We start from the raw sequence: 16,539 nt of genomic DNA on the forward strand, positions 1-16,539 counted from the left end.
AAGGATACGACGGACATGAAATTCTCTCTCTCGTGGCTCGCGCGCTACCTCGATACCGAGGCGGGCCTGCAGCAGATCTGCGACACGCTCAACGCCATCGGCCTCGAAGTCGAAGGCGTGGAAGACCCTGCCGCCAAGCTCGAAGGCTTCCGCATCGCCCGCGTGCTCACCGCCGCGCGCCATCCTGATGCGGACAAGCTGCAGGTGCTCAGCGTCGATACCGGTGAGGGCGCGCCCTTGCAGGTCGTCTGCGGTGCGCCCAATGCGCGTGCGGGCCTTGTCGGCGTGCTCGGCCTGCCGGGCGCCAGCGTGCCCGCCAACGGCATGGTGCTGCGCAAGAGCGCGATTCGCGGTGTCGAATCGAACGGCATGATGTGCTCGACCCGCGAACTGGAACTGGGCGAGGATCACGACGGCATCATCGAATTGCCCGAGGACGCGCCCGTCGGCACGCCCTTCGCACAGTATCACGGCGCCAGCCCGGTGATCGAAGTGGCGATCACGCCCAACCGCCCGGACTGCATGGGCGTCTACGGCATCGCCCGCGACCTTGCGGCGGCAGGCCTCGGCACGTTGAAGCCCATCGCCTTCGCGCCGGTTTCGGCGAGCTTCACCAGCCCCGTCGAAGTGCGTACCGAGGACGCCGAAGGCGCGCCCGCGCTCTATGGCCGGGTCGTGCGCGGCGTCACCAACGGCGCTTCGCCGCAGTGGCTGCAGGATGCGCTGATCGCTGCCGGACAGCGCCCGATCTCGGCGCTGGTGGACGTGACCAACTACCTCTCGCTCGGCTACGGTCGCCCGGCCCATGCCTATGACCTTGCCAAGCTGACCGGCGCGCTGGTCGCCCGCCGCGCCCGCGATGGCGAGAGTGCGACGCTGCTGAACGAGAAGACCTACACGCTCGACGGCGAGATCACCGTCATTGCCGATGATGCCGAGATCCACGGCGTGGCGGGCGTGATGGGCGGCGAGCACTCGGGCTGTTCGGCCGAGACGCGCGACGTGCTGCTGGAGATCGCCTACTTCGATCCCGAGCGCATCGCCAAGGCGGGCCGCAAGCTCAACCTGACGTCCGACGCGCGCGGCCGTTTTGAGCGCGGCGTCGATCCGGCGTTCCTCGACACCGCGATGGACCTGCTGACCGCGCTGGTCGTGGAGACCTGCGGCGGCGAGGCGTCCGAAGTCGTCCGCGCTGGCGCCGCACCCGCAACCCCGAAGATCGTCCACTTCGACCCGGCGCTGACGCAGCGTCTGGGCGGCGTGACCGTCGCCCCGGCGGAGCAGCAGCGCATTCTCGAATCGCTGGGCTTCTCGGTCGTGGCGAGCGAGGCCGGTTTCGACAGCGACTGGGCCGTTACCGTGCCGGGCTGGCGTCCTGATGTGGACGGCGCGCCCGATCTGGTCGAGGAAGTCGTGCGCATTCATGGCCTCGACAAGGTGGAAAGCGTGGCCCTGCCGCGCGCCGATGGCGTGGCGCGTCCCACCGCGACGCCTGCACAGATGCTGGAGCGCCGCCTGCGCCGTGCCGCCGCTGCGCGCGGGCTGAACGAGGCCGTCACCTGGTCGTTCCTGCCCGTGGCCGAGGCCGAGGCGTTCCAGGGCGAGGATGCGCTCTGGGTGCTGGCCAACCCGATCAGCGAGGACCTGAAGGCGATGCGCCCTTCGCTGCTGCCGGGGCTGCTGTCCGCCGCGCGCCGCAATCTCGATCGCGGGGCCTCCAGCCTGCGCCTGTTCGAGCTGGGCCGCCGTTACTTGCGCGGCAAGGGTGGGGCGAGCGACGAGCGCGTGACGCTGGGCGTCGTGCTGGCGGGCGAGAAGACGCCGCGCGGCTGGGCGACCGGCAAGGCCGTTGCTTTCGATGCCTTCGATGCCAAGGCCGAGGCGCTCGCGCTGCTGGCCGAGGCAGGTGCGCCGGTCGATCGCCTGATGGTGATGGGCGAGGCAGGGGCGCAGTTCCACCCCGGCCAGTCGGCAACCCTGCGCCTCGGGCCGAAGTCGGTGCTGGCGCGCTTCGGCATGCTGCACCCGGCGACTGCCAAGCTGTTCGACATCGACGGTCCGGTGGCCATGGTCGAGGTGTTCCTCGATGCGATCCCGGCGAAGAAGGGGGCTGCTACGTTCGCCCGTACCGCCTATGCGCCGCCTGCACTTCAGGCGGTGACGCGCGACTTTGCGTTCCTCGCGCCGGTCGCTCTGGCGGCAGGCGATCTGGTGCGCGCGGTGCAGGGCGCCGACAAGACGAACATCGTCGCCGCGCGTCTGTTCGATGATTTCCGTGGGGCAGGCGTGCCTGAGGGGCACAAGTCGCTGGCGCTCGAAGTCACGCTCCAGCCGGTCGAGAAGACCTACAAGGACGAGGATATAAAGGTCGTGTCCGACAAGGTCGTGGCCGCTGCCGCCAAGCTGGGAGCCAGCTTGCGGGGTTGAGCTGAATGCCGTTCTGGAAATGGAGACGATCGCCGGTGACTGACAAGGACTTCGTGACCATCACCTCCGGCGATCTTTCCGCCCGGATCAATCCCCAGGGTGCCGAACTGTGGTCGCTCACCGACCGGCAGGGCTGTGAGTACATGACCGATGCGGACCCGGCGTTCTGGACCGGACACGCGCCGGTGCTGTTTCCCATCGTCGGTGCGCTGAACGGCAACCGCTACCGGCTCGACGGGCAGGAATACGGCCTTTCCAAGCACGGCTTCGCGCGCCATTCGCGCTTCGAGGTGATCGAGGCGGGTGAGAGCATCGCACGCTTCCGCCTGTCCGACAGTGCCGAGACGCGGCGGGTCTATCCCTTCGCCTTCGCGCTGGAGATGGCCTTCGAACTCGACGGCGTCCGCCTGTCGATGACCGGGACGGTGACCAATCCCGGCGAGGACGCGCTGCCGTTCAGCTTCGGTTTCCACCCCGCTTTCGCGTGGCCGTTGCCCGGGGGCGCCGCCAAGGCCGATCACGCGATTGCCTTCGACCAGAGCGAGCCGCAGCCGATCCGCGCGGTCGATTTGAAATCCGGCCTGTTGCTGTCCGAGACCATTCCCACGCCTGTCGAAGGCCATACCTTCACGCCGACGTCCGAGCTGTTTGAAGCCGACGCACTGATCTGGGACGATCTAGCCAGCCGCGCGCTGACGTTCGGGGCGCCGGGCGGCACGCAACTCGCCATCGCTTTCCCCGATACGCCGATGCTGGGCATCTGGCAGAAGCCGGGCGCGGCCTATCTTTGCGTCGAGCCCTGGCAGGGCCATGCCGATCCGGTCGACTTCGCGGGCGATTTCCGCGAGAAGCCGGGCGTGGTCGAACTCGCACCGGGTGCCTCGCGCCGCTTCCGCATGGACGTGACGGTGCTGCCCGCCGACTGATCCCCGGCGCGCCATTCATTCCTATTCGCAAACTAGCCAAGGAGATTGCCCATGAAGACCGCACTTGTGACCGGCGGAACCGCCGGAATCGGCGAAGCCTGCGTGCGTGCATTCGTGAAGGCGGGCTGGCGTGTCGTCACCACCGGCCGCCGCGCAGAGCGGCTTGAGGCGCTGGTCGCCGAACTGGGCGCCGACAAGGTCCATGGCCTTGCCTTCGACGTGCGCGATGAAGCCGCGCGCGATGCCGCGCTGGCGTCGCTCCCCGCCGATTTCGCCGCGATCGATTGTCTGGTGAACAATGCCGGGCTCGCGCTCGGCACCGAACCGGCGCAGCAGGCGAACCTCGACAGCTGGAAGACGATGATCGACACCAACGTCACGGCGCTGGTCTCGCTCACCCACAAGTTGCTGCCCGGCCTGATCGAACGCAAGGGCGCGATCGTCAATCTGGCGTCGGTGGCCTCGACCTATCCCTATACCGGCGGCAATGTCTACGGCGGCACCAAGGCCTTCGTGCGCCAGTTCTCGCTGGGCCTGCGTTCCGACCTTTCGGGCACCGGCGTTCGCGTCACCTCGATCGAGCCGGGCATGGTCGAGACCGAGTTCACGCTGATCCGCACCGGCGGCAATCAGGCGGCTTCGGATGCACTCTATGGCGGTTCGAACCCGATGACGGGTGACGATATCGCCGAGACGATCCTGTGGGTGGCGACGCTTCCGCCGCATCTCAACATCAACACGCTGGAACTGATGCCGGTTAGCCAGTCGTTCGCGGGCTTCCAGGTCGCGCGCGAAGGCTGATTCTCAACAGGGGCGCGCGGGGGAGGCTGTCTCTCCTGCGCCCCAACAACAGGCTATGAAATCGTCGCGCGCGCCGGTAATGCGCGCCGATGACCAATTCCCGTCGCACATTCGCGATCATCTCGCACCCGGACGCGGGCAAGACTACGCTGACCGAGAAGCTGCTGTTGCAGGGCGGCGCCATCCACCTGGCCGGACAGGTCAAGGCGCGAGGCGCGGCCCGGCGCGCGCGCTCGGACTGGATGAAGATCGAGCAGCAGCGCGGCATCTCCGTGACCAGCTCGGTCATGACCTTCGAGAAGACCAACGCCGACGGTTCGACCGTGACGTTCAACCTGCTCGATACGCCGGGCCACGAGGACTTCTCGGAAGACACCTATCGCACGCTGACCGCCGTCGATTCGGCGATCATGGTGATCGACGCGGCCAAGGGCATCGAGCCGCAGACGCGCAAGCTGTTCGAGGTCTGCCGTCTGCGCTCGCTGCCGATCATCACCTTCATCAACAAGGTCGACCGCGAAGGCCGCGCCTGCTTCGACATTCTGGACGAAGTGGCGGACAAGCTCGCGCTCGACGTGTGCCCGATGTCCTGGCCGGTCGGCATGGGCGGCATTTTCGAGGGCATTCTCGATATCGCCTCGGGCCGGGTCAGCCGCCCGGAAGGCGCCTCGAAGGAGTTTCTCGGCAAGGTGGACGAAGGCGCGGCGCTGCCCGCCGAAGTGGCCGATGAGCTGGAACTGGCGCAGGCGGGCTATCCCGAGTTCGATCTCGACGCCTATCTCGGCGGCGATCTGACGCCGGTCTATTTTGGCTCCGCGCTCAAGAACTTCGGCGTGGCCGAGCTGATCGACGCGATTTCGAAGTTTTCGCCGCCGCCGCGCGCGCAGCCCAGCGATACAGGTCCGGTCGAGCCCGAGGAGAAGGAAGTCACCGGCTTCATCTTCAAGGTGCAGGCCAATATGGACCCGATGCACCGGGACCGTATCGCCTTCATGCGGCTGGTCTCTGGCACCTTCAAGCGCGGCATGAAGCTGACGCCCTCGGGGCTGGGCAAGCCGATCGCGGTCCACTCGCCGATCCTGTTCTTCGCGCAGGACCGCGAGATCGCCGACAATGCCGAGCCCGGCGATATCATCGGCATTCCCAACCACGGCACCCTGCGCGTGGGCGATACCCTGTCGGAAAAGAACCAGGTCCGCTTCACCGGCCTGCCCAACTTCGCCCCGGAAATCCTGCGCCGCGTGCAGCTCAAGGATCCGACCAAGACCAAGCAGCTTCGCAAGGCGCTCGACGATCTTTCCGAAGAGGGCGTGATCCAGGTATTCTACCCGGAGATCGGCTCGCAGTGGGTGGTCGGCGTGGTCGGCCAGCTCCAGCTCGATGTGCTGATCTCGCGGCTTGAGGCGGAGTACAAGGTCGAGGCGGTGCTCGAAGCCTCGCCGTTCGATACCGCGCGCTGGCTCAAGGGCGACGACAAGGCGCTCAAGGACTTCGCCGAGTTCAACAAGATGAACCTCGCGCGCGATCGCGATGGCGATCCGGTGTTCATGGCCCGCTCGGCCTGGGACGTCAGCTATCAGCAGGAGCGCAATCCTGACCTCGCCTTCAGCGCCACCAAGGAACGCTGAGGCCGACTGGACGGCGCGGCAAAGGGGGGCAGAGAGCGACAGAGGGAACCGGAGCGGCATTCGGGGTTTGCTCTGGCAGGGGCATCTCCGTCCCGTCCTCTCCACCCCGCCGGGCTGCCATGCAGATCACTTTCGCCAGCTACAATATCCACAAGGCGGTCGGCGTTGACCGGCGCCGCGATCCCGAACGTATCCTCTCGATCCTGCGCGAGATCGACGCCGATGTCGTGGCGCTGCAGGAGGTCGACCGGCGCTATGGCCGGCGCATGAGCGTGCTGCCGCTCGACATGATCCACGCGACTACGCCCTATGAGCCGGTGCCGCTGTCGATGAAGCCTGACAGCCTTGGCTGGCACGGCAACGCGATTCTCGTGCGGCGGGGTATCACCCTGATCGAGGCGCAGGCGGTGCCGCTGCCGGTGCTGGAGCCGCGCGGGGCGATCTGTGCCGAGCTTGAGAAGGACGGGCGCCGGTTTCGCGCCGTGGGCATGCATCTCGATCTGTCGGGCCTGCGTCGCCGTCACCAGATCCGCAGCGTGCTGGCGCATGTCGACGGCTGCGTTGCCCGCTGCCCCACCGTGATGATGGGCGATCTCAACGAGTGGTCGCAGGCGGGAGGCTCGCTGCGGGAATTTGCCGCGCCGTGGCAGGTGCTGGCGCCGGGGCGCAGCTTTCCGTCGCGCCGCCCGATGGCCCAGCTCGATCGCATCATTATTTCGCCGGAATGGGGTTTGGTGACAACGAACGTTCACAGAACGGCGCTATCGGCGACAGGATCGGACCACTTGCCCGTCCACGTGACACTTTCGTTGCCTAAAAAATAGGCAGTGTGCTTGCGAATCGGGCGATGAATTGAGTTTTTAGCGCGACCGGATGCGGGAACTTTGTCCGAATCCTCCGTATCCTTACCGGTTTGTAAATTGGCACGCTGTTTGCATTCCTCAATTCGACCGACGCTGGGGTCGGTTCTTCATGGGGGAATGGGATGAAGTTCATCATCGCCATCATCAAGCCCTTCAAGCTCGACGAGGTCCGAGAGGCCCTGGGCGCGATCGGCGTAGCGGGTATGACGGTCTCCGAGGTCAAGGGCTTCGGGCGTCAGAAGGGGCAGACGGAAATCTATCGCGGAGCGGAATACTCCACGAACATGCTGCCCAAGGTGAAGATCGAGGTCGCCGCGCCGGACGATCTGGCACCCAAGATCGTCGAGACGATCCAGCAGGTCGCCAGCACCGAAGCCATCGGCGATGGCAAGATCTTTGTCCTCGACCTCGCCTCGGCCGTGCGCATCCGCACCGGCGAGTCGGGCGACACCGCGCTCTGATCCGCGCTTTCGGAGGGATTTCCACGATGTTTCGCAAGCTTCTGAGCGGCGCCGGCGCACTGGGTGCGTCTCTGGCTGTCGCCATGCCCGCCTCGGCGCAGGCCGCCGCGACGCCGACCATCAACAGCGGTGATACCGCCTGGATGATGACGTCGACGCTCCTCGTTCTCATGATGATCGTCCCCGGTCTCGCCCTGTTCTACGGCGGTCTGACCCGCTCGAAGAACATGCTCTCGACGATGACGCAGATCGGCGCCGTGGCGTGTTTCGCCATGCTGATCTGGGTGATCTACGGCTATTCGATGGCTTTCGGTGACGGCGGCAACGCCTTCGTCGCGGGCTTCGGCAAGGCCTTCATGAAGGGTGTCACGCCGGACTCGGTTTCGGGCACGATCCCCGAATATGTCTTCGCCTGCTTCCAGATGACTTTCGCCGCGATCACCATCGCGCTGGTTCTGGGTTCGACTGTCGAGCGCATGAAGTTCTCGGCCGTCATGGTCTTCGCGCTGGTCTGGCTGACCATCGTCTACTTCCCGATCGCGCACATGGTCTGGGCACCGACCGGCTACTTCTTCGGCCTTGGCGCGCTTGACTACGCCGGTGGTACGGTCGTTCACATCAACGCCGGTGTCTCGGCGCTGGTCGCCGCGATCATGCTCGGCAAGCGCAAGGGCTACCCGCATGAGCCGATGGCGCCGCACTCGCTGACGCTGACCGGTGTCGGCACCGGTCTGCTGTGGGTGGGCTGGTTCGGCTTCAACGCCGGCTCGGCACTTGCCGCCAACGGCGCTGCCAGCCTCGCGATGATCAACACCTTCGTCGCCACTGCCTCTGCCGGTCTGTTCTGGATGCTCGCCGAGCGTCTGGCGGGCCATAAGGGTTCGGCTCTCGGCCTGTGCTCGGGTATCGTGGCCGGTCTCGTCGCCGTCACCCCCGCCGCTGGCAACTCGGGTCCGTTCGGCGCGATCATCCTGGGCGCTGTCGCCTCGATCGTCTGCTTCTTCGCGGTCAGCAAGCTCAAGCCCAAGCTCGGCTATGACGATGCGCTCGACGCTTTCGGTGTCCACGGCATCGGCGGCATGATCGGCGCAGTCGGCACCGGCATTGTCTACGCCCCGATGTTCGGCGGCCCGGGCAAGCCGGACTTCGTGATCGGCCACCAGCTGCTGGTGCAGGTCGAAGCCGTCGTCGCCACCATCGTCATCTCGACCATCGGCACCGTGATCGCGATCACCATTGCCAAGCTCATCACTGGCCTGCGCGTCAGCGCAGAGGTCGAGCTTGAAGGTCTCGACATCGGCGAGCACGGCGAGCGCGCCTACAACTAAGATTTTACCGAATTGGCGGGGGCAAGGGTTTCCTCTCTCCTCTTCTCCCAACGGTTCCCGCCAAACCATGTTCCTCCTGCGAACACAGACTTATCGGGCCGAGGCGCAAGCTTCGGCCCTTTTTTCTTGGGCCGTGCTTTTTTCTCGGGCATGCGGGAAGTATGAGAGTGTCGCGAGCATAAAAAAGCCTCCGGACATACTCTGTCGGGAGGCTTTCGGGGGTGCAGCGATCAGGCGTTCAGACGGGAGTGTCCCTCTGATGTATCTGTTTCGCCCGGTCGATTACCCGTGGCCCGCCGCGAGCATATCGATCAGCGCGCGAATCGGGGTGACGTCGTACCCGGCCTCAGCGGCCCGGGCGGCAATCGCGTCCGGCTGATCGCCCGCGCGGGCCGAGGCCAATGCCCAGAGCAGGGTCGAACGGGTGCCGGACCGGCAATAGGCCAGTACCGGCCCTTCCGCATCGAGCGCGGCATCCATGGCTTCGACCTGACCCTGGCTAAAGCCGGAATGGCCAACCGGAATCGCGACGTAATCGATCCCGGCGGCGCGGGCGGCAGCTTCGATCGCGTCGCCCGGCGTCTGGTCTTCGCTTTCGCCTTCAGGGCGGTTGTTAATGATTCGCACGATCCCGAGTCGGCTGGCTTCGGCTACCGCATCGACATCGATCTGCGGACTGGCGAAGACGGAATCGGTGATTTTGCGGAACATGGGCGACCCTTCGGTGCTGCGCCAAAAGCACGATGGAAGGTGCCATTGGCAGGTTGTGTCGCGGTAGAAGACCTTCCGGCAAGATCAGGCAAGTGCAAAATGGAATGATCGCAACTGAATCTCGCCGATTCCGCTGATGTCCTGCGTATTTGTGTTCGCCAACGGACTTTGAGTGGTGTAAGGTCGCGAATTGAAGGACTGTCTGCTGCGCTTTTGGCGTGGCGCAGTGCTGTGCCCGACGCGCCACGTCCACGCGCTCGGGGGAATGAATCTGGGGCGGAGCGAAGGTACGTTCGTAGACATGAGTTTTGACAAAGGTCGTCGCGGAAGGGGACGCGATAAACGAGATCAGTTTGGAGAGAACGAGTTCGATCCGTTCTATGCCGGACAGGATCGCTTCGGCGGCGGTGGTGACCGTTTCGGGGGCGGTGGTGATCGCTTCGGCGGCGGTGGCGGCTTCGGCGGTGGTGGCGGCGGCTTCGGCGGCGGCTCGCGCGGTGGCGGCTTCGGCGGTGGCGGCGGCTTCGGCGGCGGCTCGCGCGGTGGCGGCTTCGGCGGCGGTCCACGTGGCGGCGGCGGCGGTGGCGGCATGCCCGGTCAGGTCGTCGGCGAAGGTACTGGCGTCGTCAAGTTCTTCAACGCAGCCAAGGGCTTCGGTTTCATCCAGCGCGATGAAGGTGGCGACGATGTGTTCGTTCACATCAGCGCGGTCGAGCGTGCAGGCCTCGAAGGTCTGGCCGAAGGTCAGCAGCTGCAGTTCCAGCTCGTCGATCGCGGCGGCAAGATTTCGGCGGCCGAGCTTTCGGTCGTTGGCGAAGTCATCGCCGTCGAGAAGCGCGAGCCTGCTCCGCAGCGTCAGCTCACCGGTGAGCGTGCCAGCGGCACGGTCAAGTTCTTCAATTCCATGAAGGGCTTCGGCTTCATCACCCGTGATGACGGCCAGCCGGACGCATTCGTTCACATCAGCGCTGTCGAGCGTTCGGGCCTGCCGGGTCTGAACGAAGGCGACCGTGTGGAGTTCGACATCGAGGTCGATCGACGAGGCAAGTACTCGGCGGTCAACCTTTCGTCGCTTCAGGGTTGATCTGACCCGCCTTGTCCCCGGCGGTTTGACCGGGGGAAGGCAACAGACTAGAAGCACGCAGATGGCGGCCCTTCCGGGGCCGCCATTTGTCGTTTGCAGTGCAAGAGTTTCATTTCACCGATTTGTTTCATCAAGGAATTCGTCATGTCGATCACACCGCTGATGCCCGTTTACCCCCGGTGCGACGTGCGTCCCGTTCGCGGGGAGCACTGCCATCTGATCAGCGAAGACGGCCGCCGATTCCTTGATTTCGCCAGCGGTATCGCGGTGAACCTGCTCGGCCACTCGCACCCCGGTCTGGTCGGTGCGATCCAGAAGCAGGCCGCCACGCTGATGCACGTCTCGAACCTCTACGGCAGCCCGCAAGGCGAAGCCGTCGCCAAGCGGCTGACCGAGCTGACCTTTGCCGACACGGTGTTCTTCACCAATTCGGGCGCCGAGGCAGTGGAGTGCGCGATCAAGACCGCGCGCGCCTATCACCAGTATCAGGGCGATACAACGCGCTATGAACTGATCACCTTCAAGAACGCCTTCCACGGTCGCACGATGGGCGCCATCGCTGCGTCCAACCAGGAGAAGATGCACAAGGGCTTCGAGCCCATGCTGCCCGGCTTCAAGTACGTCGAGTTCAACGACCTCGAAGCCGCGCGTGCGGCGATTGGCCCGAACACGGCAGGCTTCCTGGTCGAGCCGATCCAGGGCGAGGGCGGCATCCGCATTGGCACCGAAGAGTTCATCAAGGGCCTGCGCCAGATTTGCGACGAGCAGGATCTGATGCTGGTCTTCGACGAGGTGCAGAGCGGCGTCGGCCGTGCCGGTACGCTGTTCGCCTATGAACAGTACGGCGTGATCCCCGATGTGATGTCGATCGCCAAGGGCATCGGCGGCGGCTTCCCGGTCGGCGCCTGCCTCGCCACCGAAAAGGCGGCGCGCGGCATGACCTTTGGCACCCATGGCTCGACCTACGGCGGCAACCCGTTCGCGATGGCGGCCATCGACGCGGTGCTCGACGCCGTAACCGAAGAGGGCTTCCTCGCCGAAGTGCGCGCCAAGGGCGAGCGGATCATGTCGCGCCTCGAACAGTTCATCGGCAACTATCCCGAGCTGTTCGAATCGGTGCATGGTCGCGGCCTGTTCATCGGCGTGAAGATGAAGGTCGAGCCGCGGGCATTCGTGGCGCACATGCGCGATCACCATGGCCTCCTCACCGTTTCGGCGGGCGACAACGTGGTTCGCGTCCTGCCGCCGCTGGTCATCGAGGACGCGCATATCGACGAGTTCATGGAGAAGCTGTCTGCCGCTGCGGCGGACTATCAGGTGACGGAGACGGCGTGATGGGGCGGCATTTCCTGAATATCGCCGATGCCGGCAGCGAGGCGCTGCGGCGGATGCTCGGTGATGCCCACGCGCGCAAGGCAGCGCGGCTGGGCAAGCCCAAGGGCGGCGCCGATGCCGACGCACCGCTCGCCGGGCACACGCTGGCGATGATCTTCGAGAAGAACTCGACGCGTACGCGTGTCTCGTTCGACATGGCGATGCGCCAGCTCGGCGGCACGGCGCTGATCATGGAGGCGGGCAGCACGCAGATCGGTCGCGGCGAGACGATCGCCGACACCGCGCGCGTGCTCAGCCGCATGGTTGATGCGATCATGATCCGCACCGACGATCATGCCAAGATCGAGGAACTGGCGCATTACGCCGACGTGCCGGTGATCAACGGCCTGACCGACCTGTCGCATCCGTGTCAAATCGTCGCCGACCTGCTGACGCTGCATGAGCGCGGCGTCACGCTGGAAGGCATGGTCATGGCGTGGCTTGGTGACGGCAACAACGTCACCAATTCGCTGATCGAGGCGGCGGGGCTGCTCAAGTTCACGATCCGCATCGGTGGCCCGGCAGGGTATGAGCCTGACGCCGGCTTCATCGCGCGGGCCCGGGCCGCGGGTGCCCAGGTGGTGCTGACCAACGATGCGGCCGAGGCGGTCGCAGGGGCGCAGGTCGTCGTCACCGACACCTGGGTCTCGATGGGGCAGGCGGGCGGCGAGGTCCATATCGCCGCGATGCAGCCCTATCAGGTCGACGCGGCGCTGATGGCCAAGGCTGATCCCGCCGCGCTGTTCCTGCACTGCCTGCCCGCGCACCGCGAGGAGGAAGTGACCGGCGAGGTGATTGACGGGCCGCAGTCGGTGGTCTGGGACGAGGCGGAAAACCGCATCCATGCGCAGAAGTCGGTCCTGCTCTGGGCACTCGGCAAGCTGTGATCGAAGACGACCTGCCTGCGGGCGATACCGGTTTCGATCGCGTTCTGTCCTTCAGCGTCCCCGCGCGCAGCGCGCGGGGACGTCTGGTCCGTCTCGGCCCGGTGCTGGAGACGGTGCTCTCCGCCCACGACTATCCGGTGGTCGCCAAGCATCTGCTCGCCGAAGCGCTGGTGCTGACGGCGCTGATGGGATCGCTCCTCAAGGATGACGAGGCGCAACTGACGTTTCAGGCGCAGGCCGAGGGCGGGGCGATCGACCTGCTGGTCTGCGATTACCGGGCGGGCGAAGTGCGCGGCTATCTGCGCCACAACGCCGCGTTGATGGCCGACCTCGGTCCGGAGGCGCCGCTGGAGGCGCTGTTCGGCAAGGGCTATCTGGCGATCACTTTCGATCTCGCGACATCGGGCGAGCGTTATCAGGGGGTTGTCCCGCTGGAAGGGCGTTCGCTGGCGCACGCGTGTGAGCAGTATTTCGCCCTGTCGGAGCAGATTCCGACACTGATCCGCATCTCGGTGCGTTCGAACGGTGCGCGCTGCTGTGCAGGCGGCCTGCTGGTGCAGCATCTGCCCGATGGCGAGGAAGGCCGCGAGCGTCTGCACACCAAGGACGATCATCCCGACTGGGAGCATGTCTCGATCCTGGCGGGGAGCATCACTCCTGAGGAGCTGGTCGACCCGGTGCTGACGCTGGAAGACCTGACCTGGCGCCTGTTCCACGAGGAAGAGGAAGTGCGCGTCGATCCGTTGCGGCACCTGCAGCGCGGTTGCCGTTGCTCGGTGGCACATTACCAGTCAGTGCTTGGCCGCTTCCCAGAGGATCAACTGGCCGAAATGCGCGATCCTGACGGAACGGTCCCGGTCGATTGCGCGTTCTGTTCGAAGATCATCCGGGTCGAGGTCTGAGCTTCAGGCCGGATCGCAAGGTGCAGCCTATCTTCGTATGGCTCGATTTCGGTCTGAATTTCGCCCGATTTGCCATGCAGCATGGCAAAATGCGGGAACAATCCCGATATGCCGTTTTGTAGTATCGACGAATTGCGGATTGAAACGATGACTTTGGGTAGACTGGCAGCGTTGGGAAGCGTTTGCGCCGTCATGGCTGGCTCGGCATTGGTCGCGGCGGTTCCGGCCGGGGCCATGCTTGATGAGCTGACCTCGGGGAACTGGGAACTGCGGGAGCGCGGTGCTTCGGCCCCGGCTCGTCAGCTGTGTCTCGATAGCGGGCGCGAGCTGATCCAGATGCGCCATGCCGGGATGGCCTGCAGTCGCACGGTCGTGCAGGACACGCCCCAGGACGTGACAGTGCAATATACCTGTCCGGGGCAAGGCTATGGCCGCACGCATATCCGGCGCGAGAGCAACAGCCTGATCCAGATCGACAGCCAGGGTATCGCCAAAGGGCAGCCCTTCTCCTTTACCATGGAAGGGCGCCGCACGGGCGATTGCGCCAAGTGACCGGAGGGGTGATCGGGGACGCAAGGTTGAGTTGGCGTCGTTGTCGGGTTAGCGCGGGATCATGACTGATATTTCTTCCGAACCCCTGCGTGATGCGGTCGTCCTGCTTTCGGGCGGGCTTGATTCCATGGTTTCTGCGGCGATCGCTCTGGAGCAGGGCTATCGCGTCAATGCCCTGACCATCGACTACAATCAGCGCCATCGCCGTGAACTGGATGCCGCGCGCGAGATCGCTCGTACACTGGGGGCTGCGCGCCATGTCGTACTGCCGCTGGACTTGCGCAAGTTCGGCGGATCGGCACTGACCGACGACATCGACGTTCCCAAGGACGGGGTCAGCGCCGATGACATCCCGGTAACCTATGTTCCGGCGCGAAATCTGGTGTTCCTGTCGCTGACGCTGGCCTGGGCCGAGGCGATCGGGGCGCAGGACATCTTCATCGGCGTCAATGCGCTCGATTATTCGGGCTACCCGGACTGTCGGCCGGAGTTCATCTCGGCTTTCGAGAATGTCGCCACGCTGGCGACGAAGGCAGGGGACGGGGGCAAGGCCTTCCATATCCGCGCGCCGCTGCAGTTCATGAGTAAGGCCGACATTGCGCGCGAGGCGGCGCGTCTGGGGCTGGAGACTGGAATGAGCTGGTCGTGCTACGATCCGCAACCGGACGGCAAGGCCTGTGGCCTGTGCGACAGTTGCCGCCTGCGCAAGGGCGGGTTCGAGGAAGCAGGGCTTACCGACGCGACGCCTTACGCCGCCTGATTCTCAAGCCTCTGAACAGGCGCCTGCGCGTCTGTTGACGACACGAAAAAGGCCGCCCGCGGATATATCGCAGGCGGCCTTTTTCGTGTCCGCGCCGGCGAGGCGCTTATCAAACCCACACCTTGGCCCGAAGCAAGGCAACGGACCTGAGGTCTCCCCGTTTGCAGCAGGCAAAAGAAAAGGGGGCCGGATTTCTCCAGCCCCCCGATCCTGTACCGTTGCCGGTTCGCTTACTGGCCCGAACCCGGACCGTAAGTGATCTCGACGCGACGGTTCTGCAGCTCGCGCACGCCATCCGCGGTCGGAACGCGCGGGTTGGCTTCGCCGAATGCCTGGCTCGAGATCGAGCCGTCGGGGATGCCGTGGCTGGTGAGGTACGCACGGACCGAAGCGTTGCGACGCTCCGAAAGGCCCATGTTGTACTTCGGCGTACCCGAACGGTCGGTGTAGCCTGCCAGCATGATCGGAACGTTGTCGCAGTTGCCGTAGGCGCTGATCGCGCTGTCCAGGATGCTCGACGCTTCCGGCGTGATGTCCGACTTATCCCAGTCGAAGAACACGATGTACGGACCCTTGTTGCAGACCGGAGCCGGCGGCGGGGGCGGCGGGGGCGGCGGGGGCGGCGGCGGGGGCGGCGGGGGCGGCGGCGGAGCCGCTTCCTCTACCTTCTTGCCACCGAAGTTGTAGGCCAGCGTGCCCATGATCGAGTGCGAGCGCCAGCGGGTGCGGACGTCGTCACCCGCACCGTCGACGAGGTCAACGTTGCTGACGTTCTGGAAGCGGTACTTCAGACCCACGTCGATATGGTCGGTGATCGGGGCGCGAATGCCCGCGATGACCTGCCAGGCGAAGCCGGTGTCCGAGTCGCCGATCGTGGTCGACTTGACGCGAGCGACGCCCGCACCACCGCCGACATAGCCCTGAAGGCCGTCGTCGGGACCGAAGTCAACGAGGCCATTGACCATGAACGACAGGTTCTGGCCCTTGCCGCCGAGGTCCTTGACGTCAGCCTGGCGATAGCTGGCTTCGGTTTCGAGACGGAACGGACCGAAGTCGTAACCAAGCTCTGCACCACCGTCGAAGCCGGTGTGGTAGTTGATGTCACCTTCATTGACACCGTTCACGTGAACGGCTGCATCTTCGACGATCATCGCGCCGAAGTCCATCTGAAGATACCACGAATTATCTCGTGCGAATGCGGGAGTGGCGATGGCAGTCGATGCCATGGCCAGTCCAAGGACGAGTTTCCTCATACGTTTCCCCTACTAAGAAATTGGAGCCACCGAGTGCTGCGGTGTCTAGCTCCTCCCATAAGTGCACGCAAGCGCACAATCGAAGGACCTGTGGCAAGAATGCCGCACTAGACAGGTCGCCGAGAATTGCTCGTACGACCCAAAGCCGGACACCTGCATTTCGTGACCCCTGTTGTTGCGGTTTTCACACCGACGGTAAGACACCCAAGGCTTGCAAAGCGGAAATCAGGGCATTGATCGCCGCTCGAGCCTCCCCATCAACTACGGAGCCGCCTAGTGGTTCCTGCGGAGTGGCGGGTTTTTGCCAATTTTCGAAAAAAAGCATGTCACTGGCCGTGGCGAGGTTGAAGATTCGCATCCCTTTGCACGGCGAAATGAAAACCCAGCTGCCCTGCTGGAAGCAGGCGATGGCATCGTCCTGACCCGCAAAATCTCCGCTTGCATCGCTTGCAACGATCCAGGAGTCGCCCTCCTGCATCGCTTCGGGTGGCGCGGATGCAACGCCTTTGACCGTGCAATGCAGCAGGGCATCCGTCCGCGCGAGGCTTTCGTTCACGAAGACTTCCTTTTGCGCCTGACCGG

16 protein-coding genes are annotated in these 16,539 nt (G+C 64.9%); 13 read left to right on the top strand and 3 right to left on the bottom strand.

The window, feature by feature from the left end; all coding sequences use genetic code 11:
* The first annotated feature begins 15 nt into the window (after positions 1-15).
* The 7 genes from pheT (at position 16) to AC3EC3_RS13535 (ending at position 8,434) form a co-directional block, all read left to right on the top strand.
* The gene (pheT, locus tag AC3EC3_RS13505; RefSeq protein WP_488490130.1) at positions 16-2,427 is read left to right on the top strand and encodes a phenylalanine--tRNA ligase subunit beta; all 2,412 of its coding nucleotides are present in this window, start codon (positions 16-18) and stop codon (positions 2,425-2,427) included.
* Between the two features lie 5 nt (positions 2,428-2,432).
* The gene (locus AC3EC3_RS13510; protein WP_488490131.1) at positions 2,433-3,353 is read left to right on the top strand and encodes an aldose 1-epimerase family protein; all 921 of its coding nucleotides are present in this window, start codon (positions 2,433-2,435) and stop codon (positions 3,351-3,353) included.
* A 51-nt stretch (positions 3,354-3,404) separates the two neighbouring features.
* A complete protein-coding gene (locus AC3EC3_RS13515) occupies positions 3,405-4,154 on the top strand; it encodes an SDR family NAD(P)-dependent oxidoreductase (RefSeq protein WP_488490132.1) in 750 nt (249 codons plus the stop codon).
* Positions 4,155-4,243: 89 nt separating this feature from the next.
* Positions 4,244-5,782, top strand: a complete 1,539-nt coding sequence (locus tag AC3EC3_RS13520; protein WP_488490133.1) for a peptide chain release factor 3 — start codon at positions 4,244-4,246, stop codon at positions 5,780-5,782.
* A gap of 119 nt (positions 5,783-5,901) precedes the next feature.
* On the top strand, positions 5,902-6,606 hold the full coding sequence (locus tag AC3EC3_RS13525) for an endonuclease/exonuclease/phosphatase family protein (protein WP_488490134.1): 705 nt from the start codon (positions 5,902-5,904) through the stop codon (positions 6,604-6,606).
* Between the two features lie 161 nt (positions 6,607-6,767).
* Positions 6,768-7,106 carry a P-II family nitrogen regulator gene (locus AC3EC3_RS13530; protein ID WP_054442177.1) on the top strand — a complete coding sequence of 113 codons (339 nt, stop codon included), beginning with the start codon at positions 6,768-6,770 and terminating at the stop codon, positions 7,104-7,106.
* Positions 7,107-7,132: 26 nt separating this feature from the next.
* Positions 7,133-8,434, top strand: a complete 1,302-nt coding sequence (locus tag AC3EC3_RS13535; RefSeq protein ID WP_488490135.1) for an ammonium transporter — start codon at positions 7,133-7,135, stop codon at positions 8,432-8,434.
* 282 nt (positions 8,435-8,716) lie between these two features.
* On the opposite strand, the gene AC3EC3_RS13540 is transcribed toward AC3EC3_RS13535, so the two are convergent.
* Positions 8,717-9,145 carry a protein tyrosine phosphatase family protein gene (locus AC3EC3_RS13540; protein ID WP_488490136.1) on the bottom strand — a complete coding sequence of 143 codons (429 nt, stop codon included), beginning with the start codon at positions 9,143-9,145 and terminating at the stop codon, positions 8,717-8,719.
* Between the two features lie 301 nt (positions 9,146-9,446).
* Between AC3EC3_RS13540 and AC3EC3_RS13545 the strand changes: the two genes are divergently transcribed.
* From AC3EC3_RS13545 to queC, 6 genes are all read left to right on the top strand, one after another.
* Positions 9,447-10,229: a cold-shock protein gene (locus AC3EC3_RS13545; protein WP_488490137.1), complete on the top strand. Its 783-nt coding sequence runs from the start codon at positions 9,447-9,449 to the stop codon at positions 10,227-10,229.
* A 144-nt stretch (positions 10,230-10,373) separates the two neighbouring features.
* Positions 10,374-11,564: an acetylornithine transaminase gene (locus tag AC3EC3_RS13550; protein ID WP_488490138.1), complete on the top strand. Its 1,191-nt coding sequence runs from the start codon at positions 10,374-10,376 to the stop codon at positions 11,562-11,564.
* A complete protein-coding gene (argF, locus tag AC3EC3_RS13555) occupies positions 11,564-12,490 on the top strand; it encodes an ornithine carbamoyltransferase (protein WP_488490139.1) in 927 nt (308 codons plus the stop codon). Before AC3EC3_RS13550 ends, argF begins: the two co-directional genes overlap by 1 nt.
* Positions 12,487-13,392 carry an Hsp33 family molecular chaperone HslO gene (gene hslO, locus AC3EC3_RS13560; RefSeq protein WP_488490140.1) on the top strand — a complete coding sequence of 302 codons (906 nt, stop codon included), beginning with the start codon at positions 12,487-12,489 and terminating at the stop codon, positions 13,390-13,392. The genes argF and hslO overlap by 4 nt, the downstream gene beginning before the upstream one ends.
* A gap of 147 nt (positions 13,393-13,539) precedes the next feature.
* Complete coding sequence (locus AC3EC3_RS13565; protein ID WP_488490141.1) at positions 13,540-13,944, top strand: DUF3617 domain-containing protein; 405 nt, start codon at positions 13,540-13,542, stop codon at positions 13,942-13,944.
* Between the two features lie 61 nt (positions 13,945-14,005).
* A complete protein-coding gene (gene queC, locus AC3EC3_RS13570; protein WP_488490142.1) occupies positions 14,006-14,704 on the top strand; it encodes a 7-cyano-7-deazaguanine synthase QueC in 699 nt (232 codons plus the stop codon).
* Positions 14,705-14,934: 230 nt separating this feature from the next.
* On the opposite strand, the gene AC3EC3_RS13575 is transcribed toward queC, so the two are convergent.
* Together AC3EC3_RS13575 and AC3EC3_RS13580 are read right to left on the bottom strand one after the other, a co-directional pair.
* Positions 14,935-15,957, bottom strand: a complete 1,023-nt coding sequence (locus AC3EC3_RS13575) for an OmpA family protein (protein ID WP_488490143.1) — start codon at positions 15,955-15,957, stop codon at positions 14,935-14,937.
* A gap of 184 nt (positions 15,958-16,141) precedes the next feature.
* Positions 16,142-16,513 (bottom strand): DUF2793 domain-containing protein, encoded by a 372-nt coding sequence (locus AC3EC3_RS13580; RefSeq protein ID WP_488490144.1) that lies wholly within the window; start codon positions 16,511-16,513, stop codon positions 16,142-16,144.
* Positions 16,514-16,539 lie beyond the last annotated feature (26 nt).

The organism is Novosphingobium sp. BAM6 (genome assembly GCF_057784955.1).